Source organism: Mycobacterium sp. BK086, from assembly GCA_004362315.1.
In the GTDB taxonomy this organism is placed as follows: domain Bacteria; phylum Actinomycetota; class Actinomycetes; order Mycobacteriales; family Mycobacteriaceae; genus Mycobacterium.
This window is the reverse complement of record SNWL01000003.1, coordinates 356,939-376,652: the sequence shown is the minus strand read 5'-3', so window position 1 is coordinate 376,652 and position 19,714 is coordinate 356,939. Positions and strand designations below refer to the sequence as shown.

Below are 19,714 nucleotides of genomic sequence, written 5' to 3'. Positions count from 1 at the left end.
GGAAAGCCAGTGCAGACACACGAGATCAGGAAGCGGTTCCTGGATCATTTCGTGAAGGCAGGTCACACCGAGGTGCCGAGCGCCTCGGTGATCCTCGACGACCCGAACCTGCTGTTCGTCAACGCGGGCATGGTGCAGTTCGTGCCCTTCTTCCTCGGGCAGCGCACCCCGCCGTACGCGACGGCCACCAGCATCCAGAAGTGCATCCGCACCCCCGATATCGACGAGGTCGGCATCACCACCCGCCACAACACCTTCTTCCAGATGGCGGGCAACTTCTCGTTCGGCGACTACTTCAAGCGCGGGGCGATCGAACTGGCCTGGACGCTGCTGACCAAGCCGGTCGACGAGGGCGGCTACGGGTTCGACCCCGAGCGGCTGTGGGCGACGGTGTTCTACGACGACGACGAGGCCGTGCAGCTGTGGCAGGAGGTCGCGGGCCTGCCGATCGAGCGGATCCAGCGCCGAGGCATGGCCGACAATTACTGGTCGATGGGCATCCCCGGGCCGTGTGGTCCGTGCTCGGAGATCTACTACGACCGCGGCCCGGAGTACGGCGTCGAGGGCGGCCCGGAAGCCGACGAGAACCGCTACATCGAGATCTGGAATCTCGTGTTCATGCAGAACGAGCGCGGTGAGGGAACGTCGAAGGAAGACTTCGAGATCCTGGGGCCCCTGCCGCGCAAGAACATTGACACCGGCATGGGTGTCGAGCGCATCGCCTGCCTGCTGCAGAACGTCGACAACGTCTACGAGACCGACCTGCTGCGGCCCGTGATCGACCAGGTGTCGGGTTGGGCACCCCGCGGATACGGCCAGGGCAGCCATTCCGACGACGTCCGCTATCGCGTCATCGCCGACCACAGCCGCACCGCGGCGATCATCATCGGCGACGGCGTCACACCCGGCAACGAGGGCCGCGGCTACGTGCTGCGCCGGTTGCTGCGGCGCATCATCCGCGCGGCCAAGCTGCTCGGTGTGGAGCAGCCGATCATGGCGGAGCTGATGGTCACCGTCCGCGACGCGATGGGTCCGTCGTATCCGGAACTGGTCACCGATTTCGATCGCATCCAGCGCATCGCGGTGGCCGAGGAGACCGCCTTCAACCGCACGCTCGCCTCGGGTTCGAAGCTGTTCGAGGACGCCGCTTCGGCGACCAAGGCCGCGGGCAAGTCCATGCTGGGCGGCACCGAGGCGTTCACCCTGCACGACACCTACGGCTTCCCGATCGAGCTGACCCTGGAGATGGCCGCCGAGGCCGGTCTGAGTGTCGACGAGCTGGGCTTCCGCGAGCTGATGGCCGAACAGCGCCGCCGGGCCAAGGCCGACGCCGCCGCACGCAAGCACGCACACGCCGACCTGTCGGCGTTCCGTGAGCTGGTCGACGCCGGGCCGACGGAATTCACCGGGTTCGACGAACTGACCTCCGAGGCGCGGATTCTCGGCATCTTCGTCGACGGCAAGCGGGTGCCGGTGGCCGCGCACGGCGGTCGCGAACAGGCGGCCGAACGCGTCGAGATCGTGCTCGACCGCACCCCGCTCTACGCCGAATCCGGTGGGCAGATCGCCGACGCCGGCTGGATCAGCGGCACCGGCGGCAGCGCTTCGGCCAAGGCCGCCGTCACCGACGTGCAGAAGATCGCCAAGACGCTGTGGGTGCATCGGGTCAATGTCGAGTCCGGTGAGTTCGTCGAGGGCGACACCGTCACCGCGGCCGTCGATCCCAAGTGGCGCCGCGGTGCCACCCAGGGCCACTCGGGCACGCACATGGTGCACGCCGCACTGCGACAGGTGTTGGGGCCCAACGCGGTTCAGGCCGGTTCGCTGAACCGTCCCGGATACCTGCGGTTCGATTTCAACTACCAGGGTGCGCTGACCGAGGAGCAGCGCGCCCAGGTGGAAGAGGTCACCAACGAGGCCGTCGAGGCCGACTTCGAGGTCAAGACCTTCACCACCGGCCTGGAGAAGGCCAAGGCCATGGGTGCGATGGCGATGTTCGGTGAGCAGTACCCCGACGAGGTGCGCGTCGTCGATATCGGCGGGCCGTTCTCGCTGGAACTGTGCGGCGGCACCCACGTGCAGAACTCGGCCCAGATCGGGCCGGTCACCATCCTTGGTGAGTCGTCGGTCGGCTCCGGGGTGCGCCGGGTCGAGGCGTATGTGGGCCTGGACTCGTTCCGCCATCTGGCCAAGGAACGCGCGCTGATGGCCGGGCTGGCCTCGTCGCTCAAGGTGCCGTCCGAAGAGGTGCCGGCCCGGGTCGCGACACTGGTCGAGAAGCTCAAGGCCGCCGAGAAGGAACTGGACAAGGTGCGATTGGCCACCGCCAGGGCCGCCGGGGCGAACGCCGCCGCAGGGGCCGAGCAGGTGGGTAAGGTCCGTCTTGTGGCGCAACGGATGTCGGCCGGGATGAACGCCGGTGATCTGCGCTCCCTGGTCGGTGACATCCGCGGCAAGATGGGCTCCGAGCCCGGCGTCGTGGTGCTCATCGCCGAAGGTGACGAAGGCACAGTGCCCTTTGTCGTCGCCACCAACCCGGCCGCGCAGGACGCGGGCTTCAGCGCCAACGAGCTGATCAAGCAGATCTCGTCGGCCGTGGACGGGCGGGGCGGCGGCAAGGCCGACCTGGCCCAGGGGTCCGGGAAGAACGCGGCCGGGATCGATGCGGCATTGGCGGCGGTTCGCGCAGAGATCGCGCGGAGCTAGCCTCAGTGCTCTCCGCACAGAACCGTGTGCCTGACCGGCCCGGCGCAGACGATCCCGGGCGGGGTCGTCGGCTCGGCATCGACGTCGGCACTGTGCGGATCGGCGTGGCGGTCAGTGACCCCGACGGCATCCTGGCCACTCCGGTGGAGACGGTGCGACGGGAACGCACCGGCAAGCATCTGCGGCGGCTGAGTGCCCTGGTCGACGAGCACGAGATCATCGAGGTGATCGTCGGGCTGCCCCGCACGCTGGCGGACCGGGCCGGGACGTCCGCGCAGGACGCGGTCGAGGTGGCCGACGCGCTGGCCGAACGGATCGCGCCGGTGCCGGTACGGCTGGCCGACGAACGGTTGACCACCGTGGTCGCCCAGCGCTCGCTGCGCGACGCCGGGGTGCGCGCCAAAGACCAGCGCGGAGTGATCGACCAGGCCGCAGCGGTGGGGATTCTGCAGGGCTGGCTGGACCAGCGCCGGGGGGCAATGAACTCCGGGAGCGACGATGTCTGACGACTACCACGACCGCTCGGGCCCGGTGGCGGTCGGTCCACCGAGGCGAAAGATGAGCCGGCTCGATCGGGTCCGCGCCCGGCGAAACCGTAACCGCCGCAGGATGATCGGGGCTGCCGCGGCGTCCCTGCTGATCGTCGTGGTGGTGGCCGCGGTGTACCTGGGCGGCAAGCTGTTCAGCGGCGGCTCCGGTGAGTACACCGGTGAGGGCAAGGACGACGTCGTCATCCAGGTGCACGAGGGCGACTCCACCACCCAGATCGGCCAGACGCTGCGCGACAAGAACGTCGTCTCCAACGTCAAGGGATTCGTCGACGCGGCCAAGGACAACGGGGCGATCGCGGCCATCCAGCCGGGATTCTATTCGGTGCGCACCGAGATGTCGGCGTCGGCGGCGGTGCAGCGGCTGGCCGACCCGCACAACCGGGTGGGCAAGCTGGTGATCCCCGAGGGCCGGCAGCTCGACGACGTCGCCGAGGTCGGCTCGGGCAAGGTCACCGACGGCATCTTCACCCTGATCTCCAAGGCCACCTGCGTCCCGTCGAACGGCGAGCAGAAATGCGTTCCCGCCGAGGATCTGCGTAAGGCCGCCGAGCAAGCGCCCCCAGACGAGCTGAACGTACCGCCGTGGGCGAGCCAGCCGGTGACGTCACTGGGCAAGAACCATCGCCGCATCGAGGGGCTGATCGCGCCCGGCACCTGGAACGTCGACCCGTCGGCGCCGCCGCAGGAGATCCTGGCCAAGCTGGTCGGGCAGAGCGCCGACCACTACGTCGCCGGTGGTCTGCTGGACACCGCGAAAGCCATGAACATGTCGCCGTACCAGATCCTGGTCGTCGGCTCGCTCGTGCAGCGCGAGGCCAAACCGCACGATTTCGCCAAGGTCGCACGGGTGATTTACAACCGGCTGGCGGTGCCACAGAAGCTGGAATTCGACTCGACGGTCAACTACCCGCTGGACCGGCAGGAAGTCGCCACCACCGACGCCGACCGGGCACAGCCGACGCCGTGGAACACCTACGCCATGGAGGGGTTGCCGGCCACGCCGATCTGCTCGCCCGGCGAAGAGGCGCTGGCGGCGGCCGAGCGGCCCGAGCCGGGGGACTGGCTGTACTTCGTGACCGTGGACACCGAGGGCACCACCCTGTTCACCCGTGACTATCAGCAGCACCTGGCCAACATCGAGCTGGCCAAACGCAATGGCGTCCTCGATTCGGCACGCTAATGCGTAAGGCGGCCGTGCTCGGATCGCCCGTCGCGCACTCGAAATCGCCGCTGTTGCATCTGGCCGCCTACCGCGCGCTCGGTCTGACCGACTGGACCTACGACCGTATCGAGTGCACCGCCGACGAATTGCCTTCGCTGGTACGGGGATTGGGGCCCGAATGGGTCGGGTTGTCGGTCACCATGCCGGGCAAGTTCGCCGCCCTGCGAGTCGCCGACGAACGCACCGAACGCGCCGAACTCGTCGGCTCGGCCAACACCCTGGTTCGCACCGGCCGCGGCTGGCGCGCGGACAACACCGACATCGACGGTGTCGCCGGTGCGCTCGGGCACGTGCGTCACCCGCGGCACGCGATCGTGCTCGGTTCGGGGGGAACCGCACCCGCCGCGATCGTGGCGCTGGCCGATATCGGGGCCATCGAGATCACCGTCGTCGCCCGCAACCGCGACAAGGCAGCCCGGCTGCTGGAGCTCGGCGCGGCCGTCGACGTCACCACCGAGTTCTGCGATCTGGCCGATCCGCGGCTGCCGGAGGTCGCGGCGACCGCCGACGTCCTGGCCAGCACCATCCCGGCCGATGCGGCCGCCGCCTACGCCGGGGTGTTCGCCGGGGTCCCGGTGCTGCTGGACGCCATCTACGACCCGTGGCCCACTCCGCTGGCCGCCGCCGTGCGGGACGCCGGCGGCGAGGTGATCAGCGGTGTGCAGATGCTGCTGCACCAGGCCTTCAGCCAGGTCGAACAATTCACAGGCTGCCCGGCGCCGCGTGAGCAGATGGTGGCCGCGCTGGGTTAGCGTCCGGCCATGCCGGTGTTGTTCGGAATTGCCGTGACCTGGGCGGCGGTGTTGTCCGTGTTCGACGTCCGCCACCGTCGGTTGCCCAACGCGCTGACCCTGCCCGGGGCCATCGCGGTGCTCGCCGTCGCGGGTCTGAATGGCCGCGGGCTGCCGGCGCTGACTGGGGCACTCGGCCTGGCCGCGCTGTATCTCGTTGTGCACCTGGCGATCCCGGCCGGACTGGGCGCCGGGGACGTCAAGCTGGCGCTAGGAGTTGGTGGGCTGACGGGCGCGTTCGGGCCCGATGTCTGGCTGCTGGCCGCGCTCGGCGCGCCGGTGCTGACCGGCCTGGTGGGAATCGTTGTCGCCGTCCGGGATCGGAGCGCGACAGTGCCGCACGGCCCATCGATGTGCCTGGCGAGCCTGGCAGCCGCGGCGTTGGTGGTGTGGTGAGGCCAGTCAGCGCGCCCTACGGCGCATTTCCGTAACGGCGAGGTTCGGGCGCCGGTCCTTGTCGTTCTTGTGGCTCCGGTGAAGTGGTGAGAGGAGGCGGCGTGTATCGATATCCATCGAAAATCTCTGATGGATGCTGTGGGAGGTCCCCGGATGAGCCGTCTGCATACGACCGATCCCCGTGCCACAAGATCGAATCGGGATCACTTCCGGGGTGGGTGAAGGATTCAGACACCCGCCCCTCGCACAGATCAAGGAGGTAGTAATAGCGCACGGCGGTTTCCATCGAAGGCCACGGCGCTGGCTCGATGTTCGACTCTCTCGTGTCGCGCACCAACCCCCACGTGATCGCGGAAGGCGGCGCGGTGTAGACCAGATACATCACCGGTCCTTCGGTCCATCCGTACGAAACGACAAACGGGTCATTTCCGCCTGCGTTCTGTTCGTCGATGTGTAGCAACAAATTTCGCAGCACATCGGTGGCGAAACTGTCGTGAGACTGCGGGCCTTCAGTTGATGGGCACATTGTTACTCACCCACGGTGGCGCCATCGTCCAGTTCGGTGCGACTTCGACCACTCCGCTACCTCCAGGAAGTGGATACATGGTTATCACCCCTTTCTGCCCGCCATCGGGTACGTCCCAGCGATTTTGGGTGGTATCGACAACGATCATCATTTCGAGGCTCTCGCCCGTGTCATCACACGACGTGTAAAGGCCACCCAAGTGTGATGCGCAGTGAACTCGATTGATCGGCACCTTGTAGATGAGCTCTCCGTCCTTGCTGCTTATCGGCCGGCTATGCGAGATGAGATCATTGAACACGTTGGGATTGGTTATGCCGTGCTTGTGAAATATCTTGTCCCAACCGAATCCCCGCTTTCCATCGTAATAGCCGCGTCTGAGCACAACGTGGTTGCCGTCGAGGTCCGTGGATTCTGCGATCACATCGTTGATCGGATATCCAGGAGGCGGGGCTTCTTTGAAATCCACTGCCTGGATGATGTTCTGTGGCTTCTCGGTGAACTGGTGATTTTTGAGTTCCGTTGTCGCGGCAGTGATTTTGGAAGCGACTTCAACATCGGCGCTGCGCAGGGCGGCGGCGCGTGCTGAGATGGTGGCGGCGTGTCGTTGTGCGTCTGTGATACGTGAACTGCCATGTCCGCTGGCGTCGGTTACCGAAAGATCTTCGCCCACTATGAAGCCCGCCCCACGAGCCTCGTCGATTGCGTGGACGGCTCGACCTTTCAGGAACTCCAGCTGATCGGCTCCGCGCTGTGCGAGTGTGGCGGCCATATGCAGCGTGTCGGACAGGCCGCGCACCTCCACCAGGTCGCCCATGGTGCGTTCTTGCGCAGCTTCTGCCGCCAGCCCCTGCCATTCGGTTCCGCCGGGTGCTAGGGCGCCGCGGTGAACGCCGGCGAAGGTTTCTTCCCAATCCTCGGCGGTGCGCGTCCACTCGGCAGCGGCGCGGGACAAGAGTCCTACCTCCCAGCCGAGGATCTGCGACAGGCTCGGGAGCCCCGCATCAGCGACGCCGGGCACCGCTACAGCCTGACCGCGGCACCGAGCGCGCCCAGCCGGTCGGCTGATCGGGCCTCGGTGGTTGCGAAATGGGCTGCGGATTCGGTGAACAGTTCACCGGTGGCCTGGACCCTGGTCGCCAGGACGACATTGGTCTCACCTACTGCCACGTACGCAGTGCTGACGGCCGCCACTGAGGCCTGGCTCGTTTGTGCCGGGGCCGGTGCAGCGATGGGGCTGGCCAAGTGCTCTGATGCAGCCGCGCACTGAGCCGACAGTGCTCGCAGGCCGTCGCTACTCACATCAAGAGTCCCCACCTGGGAAAGGCTAGGGCTGAGCAATCGAGACGGCTAGTCACCTCAGGTATCGAACGCCCCCGGCCTCACGTCGGTGTGAAAGCAAATTGGTCTGCCGTGACCGGCGTGGGAAGATGGGACGCGTGTTGCGATGGACGACCGCCGGTGAATCCCACGGCCGCGCGCTGGTAGCCGTGGTCGAAGGCATGGTCGCCGGGGTGCAGGTCACCTCTTCTGATATTGCCGAGCAGCTGGCCCGCCGGCGCCTCGGCTACGGCCGCGGCGCCCGGATGAAGTTCGAGCAGGACCAGGTCACGGTGCTGGCCGGGGTCCGACACGGCTCGACCCTGGGCGGCCCGATCGCGATCGAGATCGGCAACACCGAGTGGCCCAAGTGGGAAACAGTGATGGCGTCGGATCCGGTCGACGCCGAGGAGCTCGACGTCGCGCGCAACGCGCCGCTGACCCGGCCCCGCCCCGGCCATGCCGATTACGCAGGCATGCTCAAGTACGGCTTCGACGACGCCCGGCCGGTGCTGGAGCGGGCCAGCGCCCGCGAGACCGCCGCGCGGGTCGCGGCAGGCACGGTCGCCCGGGCTTTCCTGCGCCAGGCGCTCGGCGTCGAGGTGCTCTCACACGTCATCTCCATCGGGGCGTCCGCGCCGTATGACGGACCGCCGCCGGCCGCCGGGGACCTGGACCGCATCGACGAGAGCCCGGTCCGCGCCTCCGACAAGGCCGCCGAGGCAGACATGATCGAGCAGATCGAGGCCGCCAAGCGTGATGGCGACACCCTGGGCGGCATCGTCGAGGTCGTGGTCCACGGCCTGCCGATCGGACTGGGCTCGTTCACCAGCGGCGACAACCGGTTGGACAGCCAGCTCGCCGCGGCGGTAATGGGCATCCAGGCCATCAAGGGCGTCGAGATCGGCGACGGCTTCGAGACCGCGCGCCGTCGCGGCAGCCAGGCCCACGACGAGATGTACCCCGGCCCCGACGGCGTGGTCCGCTCCACCAACCGGGCCGGCGGCCTGGAGGGCGGCATGACCAACGGCCTGCCGCTGCGGGTGCGCGCGGCGATGAAGCCGATCTCCACGGTGCCGCGGGCCCTGGCCACCGTCGACATGGCCACCGGCGACGAGGCCGTCGCGATCCACCAGCGCTCCGACGTGTGCGCGGTGCCCGCCGCGGCCGTCGTCGTCGAAACCATGGTCGCGCTGGTGGTGGCCCGCGCCGTGCTGCAGAAGTTCGGCGGGGACTCGCTGACCGAGACCCGGCGCAACGTGGAGTCCTACCTGCAGTCCGTGGCCGAGCGCATGCCCACCGATTCGCCGGTGCGGGTGTCGGGGTAGCGCGATGGCGCCGAAGGCCGTGCTGATCGGGTTGCCCGGCTCCGGGAAGTCCACCATCGGACGGCGGCTGGCCAAGGCGATGGGGGTGTCGATGCTCGACACCGACGCCGCCATCGAGGAGAAGACCGGCCGCACCATCGCCGACATTTTCACAGCAGACGGCGAAGAGGAATTCCGGCGCATCGAAGAAGAGGTCATCCGCGAAGCGCTCAAGACCCACAACGGGGTGCTGTCGCTTGGTGGCGGCGCGGTGACGACACCCGGTGTGCGCAAAGCGCTTTCGGGGCAGACTGTGGTCTTCCTGGAAATCAGCGCGGCCGAGGGCGTGCGCCGGACCAGTGGCAACACCGTCCGCCCGCTACTGGCCGGCCCCGACCACGCCGAGAAGTACCGCACGCTGATGAACCAGCGGGTGCCGCTCTACCGTCGCGTCGCCACCATCAGGATCAACACCAACCGTCGCAACCCCGGTGCTGTCGTGCGCCACATCATGTCGCGGCTGGAGAATCCGCAACCGCCACGGCGGCGCAGGCCGCCCTGGCGGCGCTCGCAGTCGGCGACCGAAAAGCGTTCCACCTCAACACCATCCACGGAGCAATCCGAATCCACCCCGGTCACGCCCGCCACCCCGGCGGCGCTGGCCGCTCGCCGCGCCGGAGTTCGCAAATGACAGAGCCCACCCCGCCGGTGACCATCGAGGTCGCCGTCGATCCGCCCTACCCGGTGATCGTGGGCACCGGCCTGCTCGGCGAGCTCGGTGAGCTGCTCGGCGGGCGGCACAAGGTGGCGATCCTGCACCAGCCGACTCTGGCCCAGACCGCCGAAGCCATCCGCGAGCACCTGACCGGACTCGGCGTCGACGCCCATCGCATCGAGATTCCCGATGCCGAGGCGGGAAAGGACCTGCCGGTCGTCGGCTACATCTGGGAAGTGTTGGGCCGCATCGGGATCGGCCGTAAGGACGCCCTGGTCAGTCTCGGTGGCGGCGCGGCGACGGACGTGGCCGGATTCGCCGCGGCCACCTGGCTGCGCGGCATCGACATCGTGCACGTGCCGACCACGCTGCTGGCCATGGTCGACGCCGCCGTCGGTGGCAAGACCGGGATCAACACCGATGCGGGCAAGAACCTGGTCGGCGCATTCCATCAGCCGGCCGGTGTGCTGGTCGACCTGGCGATGCTGGAAACGTTGCCGCGCAACGAACTCGTCGCCGGAATGGCCGAGATCGTCAAGGCCGGCTTCATCGCCGACCCCAAGATCCTGGACCTCATCGAGGCCGACCCGCAGGCCGCGGTCGACCCGGCGTCCTCGGTGCTGCCAGAACTGATCCGGCGGGCCATCGCCGTCAAGGCCGAGGTGGTGGCCGCCGACGAGAAGGAATCGGCGCTGCGCGAGATCCTCAACTACGGACACACATTGGCGCACGCCATCGAACGCCGGGAACGCTACAAGTGGCGTCACGGCGCGGCCGTCTCGGTCGGGCTGGTGTTCGCCGCGGAGCTGGGCCGACTGGCCGGCCGGCTCGACGATGCGACCGCCAAGCGGCACCGGGATGTGCTCGAACTGCTGGGATTGCCGGTCAGTTACGAGGCGGGCGTCTTCCCCGAACTCGTCGAGATCATGGCCGGCGACAAGAAGACCCGCTCCGGTGTGTTGCGGTTCGTGGTGCTCGACGGTCTGGCCAAGCCGGGTCGTCTGGAAGGTCCCGACCCGGCGCTGCTCGCAGCGGCCTACGCGGAGGTGGCGAAGCAATGACGACCGTCCTAGTCCTCAACGGCCCCAACCTCGATCGGCTCGGCCGCCGCGAGCCCGAGATCTACGGCAGCACGACCTATGACGATCTCGTCATGCTGATCGAGTCGCAGGCGACCGAACTGGGGCTCTCCGCGGTGGTCCGGCAATCCAACAGCGAAGCCCAGCTGATCGACTGGCTGCACGCCGCCGCCGACGCCGGCGATCCGGTGATCCTCAACGCCGGTGCGCTGACCCACACCTCGATCGCGTTGCGGGACGCGTGCGCCGAGCTGAAGGCCCCGCTGATCGAGGTGCACATCTCCAATGTGCATGCGCGAGAAGAATTTCGGCACCACTCGTACCTGAGCGCGGTGGCCACCGGTGTCATCGTCGGGCTCGGCGTACAGGGCTATCTGCTGGCTCTGCGCTATCTGGCCACCCTGGACGTCACGCTCGACTAGTCTCGCCGGAGTGCAGAACCGGATCGGGCTGGGCGCGGCCACCGTCACGCGCGTCGTCGAAACTCAAATCAGCATGCGGACATCGCTGTTCGCCGACACTCCTGCCCAGGCCTGGGACGACCACGCCGACCTGCTGGAGCCGCACTTCTGGGACCGCGAGGCGCAGCTGTGGCGGATCGCGATGCAGTCGTGGGTGGTGGAGGTCGACGGTCTGATGGTTGTCGTGGACACCGGCGTCGGCAATGACCGCGACCGCCCGCACATGCCGCCGCTGGATCACCTGTCGACCGACTTTCTCACGTCGTTCACCGCGGCGGGCTTCGACCCGGCGGCGGTCGACATCGTGATCAACACACATCTGCACACCGACCACGTCGGCTGGAACACCCAATTGGTCGACGGCGATTGGGTGCCGACGTTCCCCAACGCCCGCTACGTGATGCCCGAGGCGGACTACCGGTTCTTCGGACCCGGGGGATCCGGCGAAAACGACGGCATGCGAACGGTGTTGGCCGACAGCGTGATTCCGGTGACCGATCAGATTCAGCTGTGGTCTTCTGACCTTCAGCTGAGCCCGTCGCTGCGGTTGCGCCCGGCGGCCGGACACACCCCCGGTTCGTCGGTGCTGTGGCTCGATGCGGGCGCACCCGCCGTGTTCGTCGGCGATCTGACGCACTGCCCGATCCAGATCCGGCGGCCCGATGACGCGTGTGCCTTCGATGTCGACGCGGCCGCTGCACGGGGCACGCGCAGGCGGGTCTTCACCGAGGCGGCCAGCGCCAAAGCGACGGTCTTTCCCGCGCATTACCCCGGGCAGGGCGCCCCGGTGCTCGTCGCGGACGGCGATGGTTTCGACGTCGGCGACTGGTCGCCGATCGCGCCGATCTAGCCGATCGTCAGGCGTCCTTGCCCTTGCTCATGTCGATCTGCTCGGTCGGCTCGTCGCGCTCGGCGGTCGCCACAGCGGAGGTCTGCCCTTCGGTCGCCGCGGCCTCGTGGGACCCGAGCCCGGCGATCGGTCCGGTCTTGTCGTCGTCGCGGGCGGCGTCGAAGACATCGCCCGTGCTGCCGTCCTCACGGCGGCGCTCCTGGGGCGGCCGCTTGCGGTCGACCAGGAAGCGGCCGATGGCGACCGCGGCGATGGCCGGGATGAACACCACCAGCGCGGTGAACGCCGCGAACGTGGTGAGCTCACTGATCAGGCCCTCGGCGTAGACGTTCTTGTAGACCAGCGAGATCACCCAGGTGACCAGGCCGCTCAGGATGCCGGCGATCAGCCCGGCCAGCAGCCACGTCATCGCCAGATCGCGGCGGCGGTCCGGATCGGGGTTGGCGTTCGCGTCGGCCCGGCCGTCCATGAGACCCCAGATGAACGCCACGATCGCGAACAGCACGACCAGCGCGATGCTGATGAGCCCGGCCTTGGTCTCGTAGATATTGATCAGCGTGCCCTGCACCAGACGGACGATCACCATGCCGGCAGCGAAGGCCAGTCCGCGCAACAACCACGTAGTCATGGCTAGTCAGAGTAGCGAGTACCGTCAGCGACCGTGACACATTCCCAACGCCGGGACCGGCTGGCTGCCCGCCTGGCGGCCGACGGACTGGACGCAATCCTGGTCAGTGACCTGGTCAACGTCCGATACCTGTCCGGATTCAGCGGGTCGAACGCGGCACTTTTGGTGTTCGCGGACGACACGCCGACGGTACTGGCCACCGATTCCCGCTACCGGACGCAGGCCGCGCTGCAGGCACCGGATGTGGAAACGGTCATCGAGCGGGCCTGCGGACGGCATCTGGTCGGCCGCGCGGTGGCCGACGGCGCCGCCCGGATCGGGTTCGAGAGCCACGTCGTCACCGTCGACGGGTTCGACGTCCTGGCTCGGGCACTGGACGACCATCCGGCAGCCGAGCTGGTCCGAGCCTCAGGCACGGTCGAGACGCTGCGTGAGGTCAAGGACGCCGGCGAGATCGCGCTGCTCCGGCTGGCCTGCGAGGCTGCCGACGCGGCGCTGGCCGAGTTGGTGGCGAGTGACGGCCTGCGGCCCGGGCGAACCGAGCGCGAGGTGGGCCGTCAGCTCGAGGCGCTGATGCTCGAGCACGGCGCCGACGGGCCGTCGTTCGAGACGATCGTGGCCACCGGGGCCAATTCGGCGATCCCACATCACCGCCCCACCGACGCGGTGCTGGCGCACGGTGACTTCGTCAAGATCGACTTCGGCGCGCTGGTCGGCGGCTATCACTCCGATATGACCCGCACGTTCGTGCTCGGCGCGGCTGCCGACTGGCAGCTGGAGATCTACGAACTGGTGGCCGCCGCCCAGCGGGCGGGCCGCGATGCCCTCGACGTCGGGGCGCAGCTCAAGGATGTGGACGGCGCGTCCCGGCAGGTGATCGTCGACGCCGGCTACGGCGAGTACTTCGGCCACGGTCTGGGCCACGGCGTCGGATTGCAGATCCACGAAGCGCCGGGAATCAACTCCGCCGCCGCCGGTACACTGCTTGCTGGCTCCGTGGTGACCGTGGAACCCGGTGTCTACCTGCCCGACCGTGGCGGTGTCCGCATCGAGGACACCCTGGTCGTCGGCGAGCGAAGCCCTGAACTGCTGACCCGGTTCCCCAAGGAACTGGCAGTCCTGACCTAGGAGAACGACCGACCGTGGCATCCACTGCCGATTTCAAGAATGGCCTTGTGCTGAACATCGACGGCCAGCTCTGGCAGATCATCGAGTTCCAGCACGTCAAACCGGGCAAGGGCCCCGCGTTCGTGCGCACCAAACTCAAGAACATTCTCTCCGGCAAGGTCGTCGACAAGACCTACAACGCCGGGGTGAAGGTGGAGACCGCGACCGTCGACCGGCGCGACGCCACCTACCTCTACCGCGACGGCTCGGACTTCGTGTTCATGGACTCCGAGGACTTCGAGCAGCACCCGCTGTCCGAGTCGCTGGTCGGCCGGTTGGCCGACTTCCTGCTGGAGGGCATGCCGGTGCAGATCGCGTTCAACGAGGGCGCGGCGCTGTATCTGGAGCTGCCGGTGACCGTCGAGCTCGAGGTCGCCAGCACCGAGCCGGGCCTGCAGGGCGACCGCTCCAGCGCCGGCACCAAGCCCGCGACGCTGGAGACCGGTGCCGAGATCCAGGTTCCGCTGTTCATCAACACCGGGGACAAGCTCAAGGTGGATTCCCGCGACGGCAGCTATTTGGGGCGCGTGAACGCCTGATATGGCCGATCGCAAGGCCGACAAGGGTCGGCATCAGGCGCGCAAGCGCGCCGTCGACCTGCTCTTCGAGGCCGAGGCCCGCGGCCTGACGTCCGCCGAGGTGGCCGATGCCCGCATCGCGCTGGCCGAGGCCAACCCGGACGTGTCGGCACTCAACCCGTACACGGTGACCGTGGCCAGGGGCGTGGCCGCCCATGCCGCCCACGTCGACGAGCTGATCACCTCGCACCTGCAGGGCTGGACGCTGGAACGGCTGCCCGCCGTGGACCGCGCGATCCTGCGGGTGGCGGTGTGGGAGCTGCTGCACGCCGAGGACGTTCCGGAGCCGGTGGCCGTCGACGAGGCGGTCGAGCTGGCCAAGGAGCTGTCCACCGACGAGTCGCCCGGATTCGTCAACGGGGTTCTGGGGCAGGTCATGCTGGTCACTCCGCAGATCCGCGCGGCAGCCGCCGCGGTCCGGGGCGCGGCGCCCGAGGCGTAACCTCCCCGGGATGGACGCCGAGCAGCATTTCGCGACGCTGGCTGCCGTCCCCGGTGAGCGGATCGTGGACATCGGGTGGGCGGGCTTCCTGGTTCCGGCCGGGTCGTGGTGCGTGACAGCACGGCGACCCTGATGGCCGAGGGTGCCGGGGGCCGGCTGTCGGCAGCCGACTGGGTGGAGGCCGGGTTCTCCGTGCTCGCCGAGGAGGGCGTCAAGGCCTTGACGCTGGACCGGCTGTGCCGACGGGTCGGCGCCACCAAGGGCAGCTTTTACTGGCACTTCACCGATTTGCGTGCGTATCGGTGCGCGCTGGTGGACACCTGGGCCGAGGTCCATGACAGCGACCGCGCCGAGTTCGCCGATGGCGCCGGCCTCTCACCGCGGGAGCGGCTCACCAGGATGATGGGAGTCCTTCTGGGGCAACGGCATTGGATGCTGGAGCGGGCGATGCGGGAATGGGCCCGGTCGGAGCCCGAGGTGGCCGCTGCGGTGGCGTCGTCTGATCGTCGGGTGCGCCGTGCGGTACGCCAGGCCTACCTCGACGAGGGTTTCAGCGTCGAAGAGGCCGCCGTGCGGGCCGACGCGACATTCGCGGCCGGCGTCGGGTTCCTGCATTTGTCGTCCTCGGCGCCCGGTGCGGGTGCGGCCGAACAGCAGCAACGCTTCCTGGACATCATGCTGCGGCACTGAGGCCGATTGCCCTCGGCGGTCCGAAACGGGCAGGCAAACACCGACATACCGTTGTCGCGACAGCGTCTGATCCTGGGGTCATGAACGAGAACGCGAACATGGCGGAAACAAACTCGGCTGCTGCGGATGCGGCGCTGGCGGTGTGGTTGGAGATGTGGAACACCGACAGTGCGATCGCGCGCCGGATCTGCAGTGCGGACTTCCGGATTCATTTCCTGGTCTCCGACGCGGATGGGTCGAACCCGTTCGATGACGTGCTGGGTGCCGAGAGTTTCGCCCGGTTCCTGGGTCGGTGGCGCGAAGGGCATCCGGGTGTGGTTTTCACCGAGGTCGCCCGGGCTGTGGACGGCGCGCACGGGCGGATGCTGTGGAACATGCAGGTCGGGGAGGTTGCGGCGGGCGGGATCGATGTCTTCGACTTCACCGAGGATGGGCTGATCCGCGAGGTGTGGTCGGTGAACGGGACGCGCACGCACCTGACCTGAGACCGGGCAGACTCACCCTCATGAGGAGAGCCGAGCGGATGTACGCGCTGGTCGATCGGCTACGGGCATCACGCCTGCCGTTGTCAGCCGCTCGGCTCTCCGCGGAGTTCGAGGTGTCCAAGCGCACGATCGAGCGTGACATCCAGTCCCTGCAGCTGGCAGGGGTTCCGATCTATGCCGACCACGGGGTGTCGGGCGGTTATTCGATCCTGCGGGAACACTCCCTGCCGCCGCTGAATCTCACGGTGCCCGAGTCCCTGGCGGTGCTCGCGGGGCTGGGTCTGCTGGAGACTTCGCCGTACGGTGCGGCGGCGCGTCGGGCGCGGGCGAAGGTCCTCGCGGTCAGCCGTGAGGATCAGCTGGCGCCGGTCGATGAAGCGTTGGCGTCGATGTTCATCATCGACGCGCAGCCGTCGTCCGAGGCGGCGATATCGCTGATTCCCGAGGCGATCGCCGCACGCCGGGTCGTACGGTTGGACTACACCTCCGAGGATCGCCAGACCCACACCACCCGGGACGTGGAGCCGATGGGTCTGCTGCGCGGAGGTGATTCGTGGATGTTCGTGGGATGGTGTCGGCTGCGCGAGGGCATCCGTGGATTTCACCTCGACCACATCCGGCACCTGGAGATCACTTCAGAGGTGTTTCCCGAACGCGATCCTGCAGTGCTGGAGACGGATCTGTCGCGGTGGCGCACTCGGCGACTCGGGTGACGGCACCGTCCCGATTTCCATACCAAAAAGTATGGTAGCGTCCCGGGCGTGCGGACGATCAGTGACGATTTCGTGGCATGCCTGGCTCAGCGGGCGGCCGACGCCGAAGAACTGCGCCGGCTTCCCGACGCGACGATCGCCGACTTCCGGGCCAGCGGCCTGGCCCGGTTGTTGTTGCCTGCCCGCTACGGCGGCGAGCAGGCCCCGTTCCCCGCGATCCTCGAACCGGTGCGCCGGATGGCGCATGGCTGCGCCTCCAGTGCGTGGACGCTCGGCTTCTACACCCTGCACAACTGGATGCTGGCGCTGTTCGGTGAGCAGGCCCAGGACGAGGTGTTCGCCGACGGACCGGTGCTGTGCCCCGCACCGCTGGCGCCGACCGGGCGCGGCGTGCCCGTCGACGGCGGGGTGCGGTTGTCGGGCCGGTGGTCGTGGGCGACCGGGATCATGGCCGCCGACTGGGTGATGGTCGGCGCGCTGTGTGGTCCTGATGACGGGATGTATCCGGCTCTGGCCCTTCTGCCCGTCAAAGATGTTGCAGTCGAGGATGTTTGGCATACCGACGGAATGCGGGGGACCGGGTCCCACGATGTCGTCGTCACCGACGCGTTCGTGCCCGAACACCGCCTCGTGACGGTCATCGACATCTACGGGGGCACCGCGCCGGGTGCCGCACTGCACGACACGGCCACGTATCGCTGGCCTCTGGTTCCCGCGCTGTCCCTGCTCGCGGCGATGCCCGCGCTGGGGGCGGCCGAATTCGTCGCCGACGCCTTCGCCACCCGGCTGGGCGAGCGTGTGCTGGCGTATTCCGGTGTGGCCCAGAAGCAGCAGCCCGCCGCGCAGATCCGCCTCGGCGATGCCCGGGTGCGGCTACGCGCGCTGGACGGCCTGTTGGGGGAGACCGTCGCGACGATCGAGACCCTGGTCGCCGACGGCGCCAAGATCCCGCGCCCGGTGCGCGCCCAGGCGCGGGTGGCGGCTGCGCACATCGTGCACGAATCCCGGGCCGTCGTCGCCGACCTCCTCGAATCCTCCGGCGCGGGTGCGCATTTCCTGCACAATCCGCTTCAGCGTGCCAAGCGTGACATCGACGTCATCTCCGGACATGTGGTGTTCGACTACGACGTCAGCCGGGAACTGGCGGGCGCCTGCGAGATCGGGGTTCCGATCTCACCGATCGCGATGGTCTAGAGGCCCAGTGCGTTGTAGGTGCGGCGTACGAACTTCGGCTGCACCGACTGCAGTTTCGCCAGCGAGGTGTTGCCGGCCACCGCGGCACCGGGCGCGCTGAGGTTTGGGTAGTTCTGGATCAGATAGATCAGGATCAGGTCGTTGGCCGGGTCGGCCTGCCACCAGGTTCCGTACGCGCCGGGCCAGTTGAACGTGCCAACCCCGCCGGGGCCGTACAGCTGCGCGGATTTGGCCGGATCGGTGACCACCGAGAGGTTCAGTCCGAAGCCGCGGCCCACCCAGAACGGCATCCCCAGGAACGGATGCTGCTTCTGCTCGGTGGTCAGCCGGTCGGTGCGCATCAGGCGCACGGACTCCTCGGAGAGCACCCGCGCGCCCGATACTTCGCCGCCGTCCAACAACATTCGGGCGAACCGTAGGTAATCGTCGACGGTCGTCACCAGGCTCGCCCCGCCCTGGCAGAACCGCGGTTCGGTCACCGGTATCGGACCCATCGCATCGTGGTGCAGACCGGTCTCTTCGTCGAGTCGATACATGGTGGCGGCACGGGCGCGCTTGTCGGGGGAGATGAAGAACCCGGTGTCGGCCATGCCCAGCGGTTCGAAGATCCGCTCGGTGAGGACCGTCTGGAGGGACTTGCCTTCGATCCGCGACACGACGATGCCGAGCACGTCGGTGGCATGGCTGTAGGTGAGCCGTTCGCCGGGTTGGTGGACCAGCGGCAGCTGGGCGACCTCGGCAAGCCAATGGTCCTGGTCCTGGCGGAAGGACACGTTCGCGTAGGCCCGGCTGATGGGGCCGACGACCGAGAACGGGTAGGCCAGCCCGCTGCGGTGGGTCATCAGATCGTCGACGGTGATGTGCCGCTGCGCGGGCACCGTGCGGTCCAGCGAGCCGGTCGGATCGACGAGAACCCGCATATCGGCCAGTTCCGGCAGCCAGCGGGTGACCGGGTCGGTCAACGCGAGCTTGCCCTCTTCGATGAGAGCCATGGCCGCGGCGACTGTCACCGGCTTGGTCATCGAGGCCACCCGGAAGATGGTGTCGCGCTGCATCGGAAGCCCCGCTTCGACATCGCGATAGCCGATCTCATTGACCTGCACTACATTTCCGCGTTCGCAGACCAGAGTCACGGCGCCGGCCAATAATCCGGCATCCACCGCCTGTACGACAGAGGTGCGATTGTCCCCGAGATTCACCGGGAGGAGTCTACTGACGGCCGCCTCGCTGTCACGAGCCAGAATCCCATGTCGACGCCGTCGGGGCGGTGCACCGTGGTCGGGGTTACCGATCCGACGGTCCACCCGGCACCGCTCAGAACATCGCGCACCGTCGCCTCGCTGACCGCCCGCTGGCCGCGCATGGGGTCGTCGTTGGCCTCCGAGAAGCAGGCGATCAATAGCCGCGCGCCGGGTCGGGCGGCGCGGTAAGCGGCGGCCGCGTAGGCGACCTTGCCGTCGTCGTCGAGGCAGTGGAACATCCCGCTGTCGACGATCGTGTCGAACGCGTCGGTGTAGCCGGTGAGCTCTGTGGCGTCGGTCACCGCGAACCGGACGTCCACGTGGGCGTCGGCCGCGCGCCGCTCGGCGGTGATCAGGGCGGTCGGGGAGATGTCCAGTGCGGTCACCCGATGACCGTGCCCGGCCAGGTAGATCGCGTTGTCGCCGAGCCCGCAGCCGATGTCGAGCACATCGCCGCCGATCAGACCCTGCTCCTGCCAGGCCACGACACTTTCCTTGGGGCCCTTGGTGTCCCACGGCACAGTAGTGACGGGAGGGATACCCTCGGCGGGGCTCTCACCGCGGTACAAGGCGTCGAAGTCCCAGTGGGACGGGTGCGGTGTGGTCACCTCCTCGAGGCTAGACCTGTTAAGCTGCCCGGCAGTTCGACATCCTT

The 19,714-nt window shown here is 68.1% G+C and carries 23 protein-coding genes; 18 read left to right on the top strand and 5 right to left on the bottom strand.

All coding sequences use genetic code 11. From position 1 onward, the window contains the following. Window positions 1-9: 9 nt before the first annotated feature. The 5 genes from alaS to EV580_RS01740 are packed head-to-tail and all read left to right on the top strand — an operon-like array spanning window position 10 to window position 5,666. A complete protein-coding gene (alaS, locus tag EV580_RS01760) occupies window positions 10-2,706 on the top strand; it encodes an alanine--tRNA ligase (protein WP_133689442.1) in 2,697 nt (898 codons plus the stop codon). A gap of 5 nt (window positions 2,707-2,711) precedes the next feature. Next, window positions 2,712-3,212 (top strand): Holliday junction resolvase RuvX, encoded by a 501-nt coding sequence (gene ruvX, locus EV580_RS01755; protein WP_133689441.1) that lies wholly within the window; start codon window positions 2,712-2,714, stop codon window positions 3,210-3,212. Beyond that, a complete protein-coding gene (locus EV580_RS01750; RefSeq protein ID WP_133689440.1) occupies window positions 3,205-4,437 on the top strand; it encodes an endolytic transglycosylase MltG in 1,233 nt (410 codons plus the stop codon). Before ruvX ends, EV580_RS01750 begins: the two co-directional genes overlap by 8 nt. Then, window positions 4,437-5,231: a shikimate dehydrogenase gene (locus tag EV580_RS01745; protein ID WP_133689439.1), complete on the top strand. Its 795-nt coding sequence runs from the start codon at window positions 4,437-4,439 to the stop codon at window positions 5,229-5,231. The genes EV580_RS01750 and EV580_RS01745 overlap by 1 nt, the downstream gene beginning before the upstream one ends. A 15-nt stretch (window positions 5,232-5,246) precedes the next feature. After that, window positions 5,247-5,666 carry a prepilin peptidase gene (locus tag EV580_RS01740; protein ID WP_370629585.1) on the top strand — a complete coding sequence of 140 codons (420 nt, stop codon included), beginning with the start codon at window positions 5,247-5,249 and terminating at the stop codon, window positions 5,664-5,666. Window positions 5,667-6,175: 509 nt separating this feature from the next. On the opposite strand, the gene EV580_RS01730 is transcribed toward EV580_RS01740, so the two are convergent. Both EV580_RS01730 and EV580_RS33575 read right to left on the bottom strand, forming a co-directional pair. Continuing rightward, a complete protein-coding gene (locus tag EV580_RS01730) occupies window positions 6,176-7,210 on the bottom strand; it encodes a WXG100 family type VII secretion target (RefSeq protein WP_133689436.1) in 1,035 nt (344 codons plus the stop codon). 2 nt (window positions 7,211-7,212) lie between these two features. Next, window positions 7,213-7,359: a hypothetical protein gene (locus EV580_RS33575; RefSeq protein ID WP_166654556.1), complete on the bottom strand. Its 147-nt coding sequence runs from the start codon at window positions 7,357-7,359 to the stop codon at window positions 7,213-7,215. Between the two features lie 269 nt (window positions 7,360-7,628). Between EV580_RS33575 and aroC the strand changes: the two genes are divergently transcribed. From aroC to EV580_RS01705, 5 genes are read left to right on the top strand one after another with little or no spacing between them, the layout of a single operon-like run. Further along, entirely contained in the window at window positions 7,629-8,837 is a 1,209-nt protein-coding gene (gene aroC, locus EV580_RS01725; RefSeq protein ID WP_133689435.1) for a chorismate synthase, read from the top strand. A 4-nt stretch (window positions 8,838-8,841) separates the two neighbouring features. Then, the gene (locus EV580_RS01720; RefSeq protein ID WP_133689434.1) at window positions 8,842-9,507 is read left to right on the top strand and encodes a shikimate kinase; all 666 of its coding nucleotides are present in this window, start codon (window positions 8,842-8,844) and stop codon (window positions 9,505-9,507) included. Next, window positions 9,504-10,592, top strand: a complete 1,089-nt coding sequence (gene aroB / locus EV580_RS01715) for a 3-dehydroquinate synthase (protein ID WP_133689433.1) — start codon at window positions 9,504-9,506, stop codon at window positions 10,590-10,592. The genes EV580_RS01720 and aroB overlap by 4 nt, the downstream gene beginning before the upstream one ends. Continuing rightward, window positions 10,589-11,032: a type II 3-dehydroquinate dehydratase gene (gene aroQ, locus EV580_RS01710; RefSeq protein ID WP_133689432.1), complete on the top strand. Its 444-nt coding sequence runs from the start codon at window positions 10,589-10,591 to the stop codon at window positions 11,030-11,032. The genes aroB and aroQ overlap by 4 nt, the downstream gene beginning before the upstream one ends. 10 nt (window positions 11,033-11,042) lie before the next feature. Continuing rightward, entirely contained in the window at window positions 11,043-11,921 is an 879-nt protein-coding gene (locus tag EV580_RS01705; protein WP_133689431.1) for an MBL fold metallo-hydrolase, read from the top strand. A 7-nt stretch (window positions 11,922-11,928) separates the two neighbouring features. Here the strand turns inward: EV580_RS01705 and EV580_RS01700 are convergent, their stop codons facing one another. Beyond that, window positions 11,929-12,549, bottom strand: coding sequence for a B-4DMT family transporter (locus EV580_RS01700; RefSeq protein WP_133689430.1), 621 nt, complete (start codon window positions 12,547-12,549; stop codon window positions 11,929-11,931). A gap of 33 nt (window positions 12,550-12,582) precedes the next feature. Between EV580_RS01700 and EV580_RS01695 the strand changes: the two genes are divergently transcribed. From EV580_RS01695 to EV580_RS01665, 8 genes are all read left to right on the top strand, one after another. After that, a complete protein-coding gene (locus EV580_RS01695; protein WP_133689429.1) occupies window positions 12,583-13,677 on the top strand; it encodes a M24 family metallopeptidase in 1,095 nt (364 codons plus the stop codon). 14 nt (window positions 13,678-13,691) lie between these two features. Continuing rightward, on the top strand, window positions 13,692-14,255 hold the full coding sequence (gene efp, locus EV580_RS01690; RefSeq protein ID WP_133689428.1) for an elongation factor P: 564 nt from the start codon (window positions 13,692-13,694) through the stop codon (window positions 14,253-14,255). A gap of 1 nt (window position 14,256) precedes the next feature. After that, a complete protein-coding gene (nusB, locus tag EV580_RS01685) occupies window positions 14,257-14,736 on the top strand; it encodes a transcription antitermination factor NusB (RefSeq protein ID WP_133689427.1) in 480 nt (159 codons plus the stop codon). A 10-nt stretch (window positions 14,737-14,746) separates the two neighbouring features. After that, window positions 14,747-14,869 carry a hypothetical protein gene (locus tag EV580_RS34160; RefSeq protein ID WP_255525491.1) on the top strand — a complete coding sequence of 41 codons (123 nt, stop codon included), beginning with the start codon at window positions 14,747-14,749 and terminating at the stop codon, window positions 14,867-14,869. Then, complete coding sequence (locus EV580_RS01680) at window positions 14,869-15,426, top strand: TetR/AcrR family transcriptional regulator (RefSeq protein WP_133689426.1); 558 nt, start codon at window positions 14,869-14,871, stop codon at window positions 15,424-15,426. Before EV580_RS34160 ends, EV580_RS01680 begins: the two co-directional genes overlap by 1 nt. Window positions 15,427-15,506: 80 nt before the next feature. Continuing rightward, the gene (locus EV580_RS01675) at window positions 15,507-15,911 is read left to right on the top strand and encodes a nuclear transport factor 2 family protein (RefSeq protein WP_133689425.1); all 405 of its coding nucleotides are present in this window, start codon (window positions 15,507-15,509) and stop codon (window positions 15,909-15,911) included. Between the two features lie 20 nt (window positions 15,912-15,931). Continuing rightward, window positions 15,932-16,624, top strand: a complete 693-nt coding sequence (locus tag EV580_RS01670; protein WP_166654555.1) for a helix-turn-helix transcriptional regulator — start codon at window positions 15,932-15,934, stop codon at window positions 16,622-16,624. 48 nt (window positions 16,625-16,672) lie between these two features. Then, window positions 16,673-17,818, top strand: coding sequence for an acyl-CoA dehydrogenase family protein (locus EV580_RS01665; protein ID WP_133689424.1), 1,146 nt, complete (start codon window positions 16,673-16,675; stop codon window positions 17,816-17,818). On the opposite strand, the gene EV580_RS01660 is transcribed toward EV580_RS01665, so the two are convergent. Further along, window positions 17,815-19,017, bottom strand: coding sequence for a serine hydrolase domain-containing protein (locus EV580_RS01660; RefSeq protein ID WP_133689423.1), 1,203 nt, complete (start codon window positions 19,015-19,017; stop codon window positions 17,815-17,817). The genes EV580_RS01665 and EV580_RS01660 overlap by 4 nt on opposite strands. Next, a complete protein-coding gene (locus tag EV580_RS01655) occupies window positions 19,014-19,667 on the bottom strand; it encodes a class I SAM-dependent methyltransferase (RefSeq protein WP_133689422.1) in 654 nt (217 codons plus the stop codon). Before EV580_RS01655 ends, EV580_RS01660 begins: the two co-directional genes overlap by 4 nt. Window positions 19,668-19,714: the final 47 nt, after the last annotated feature.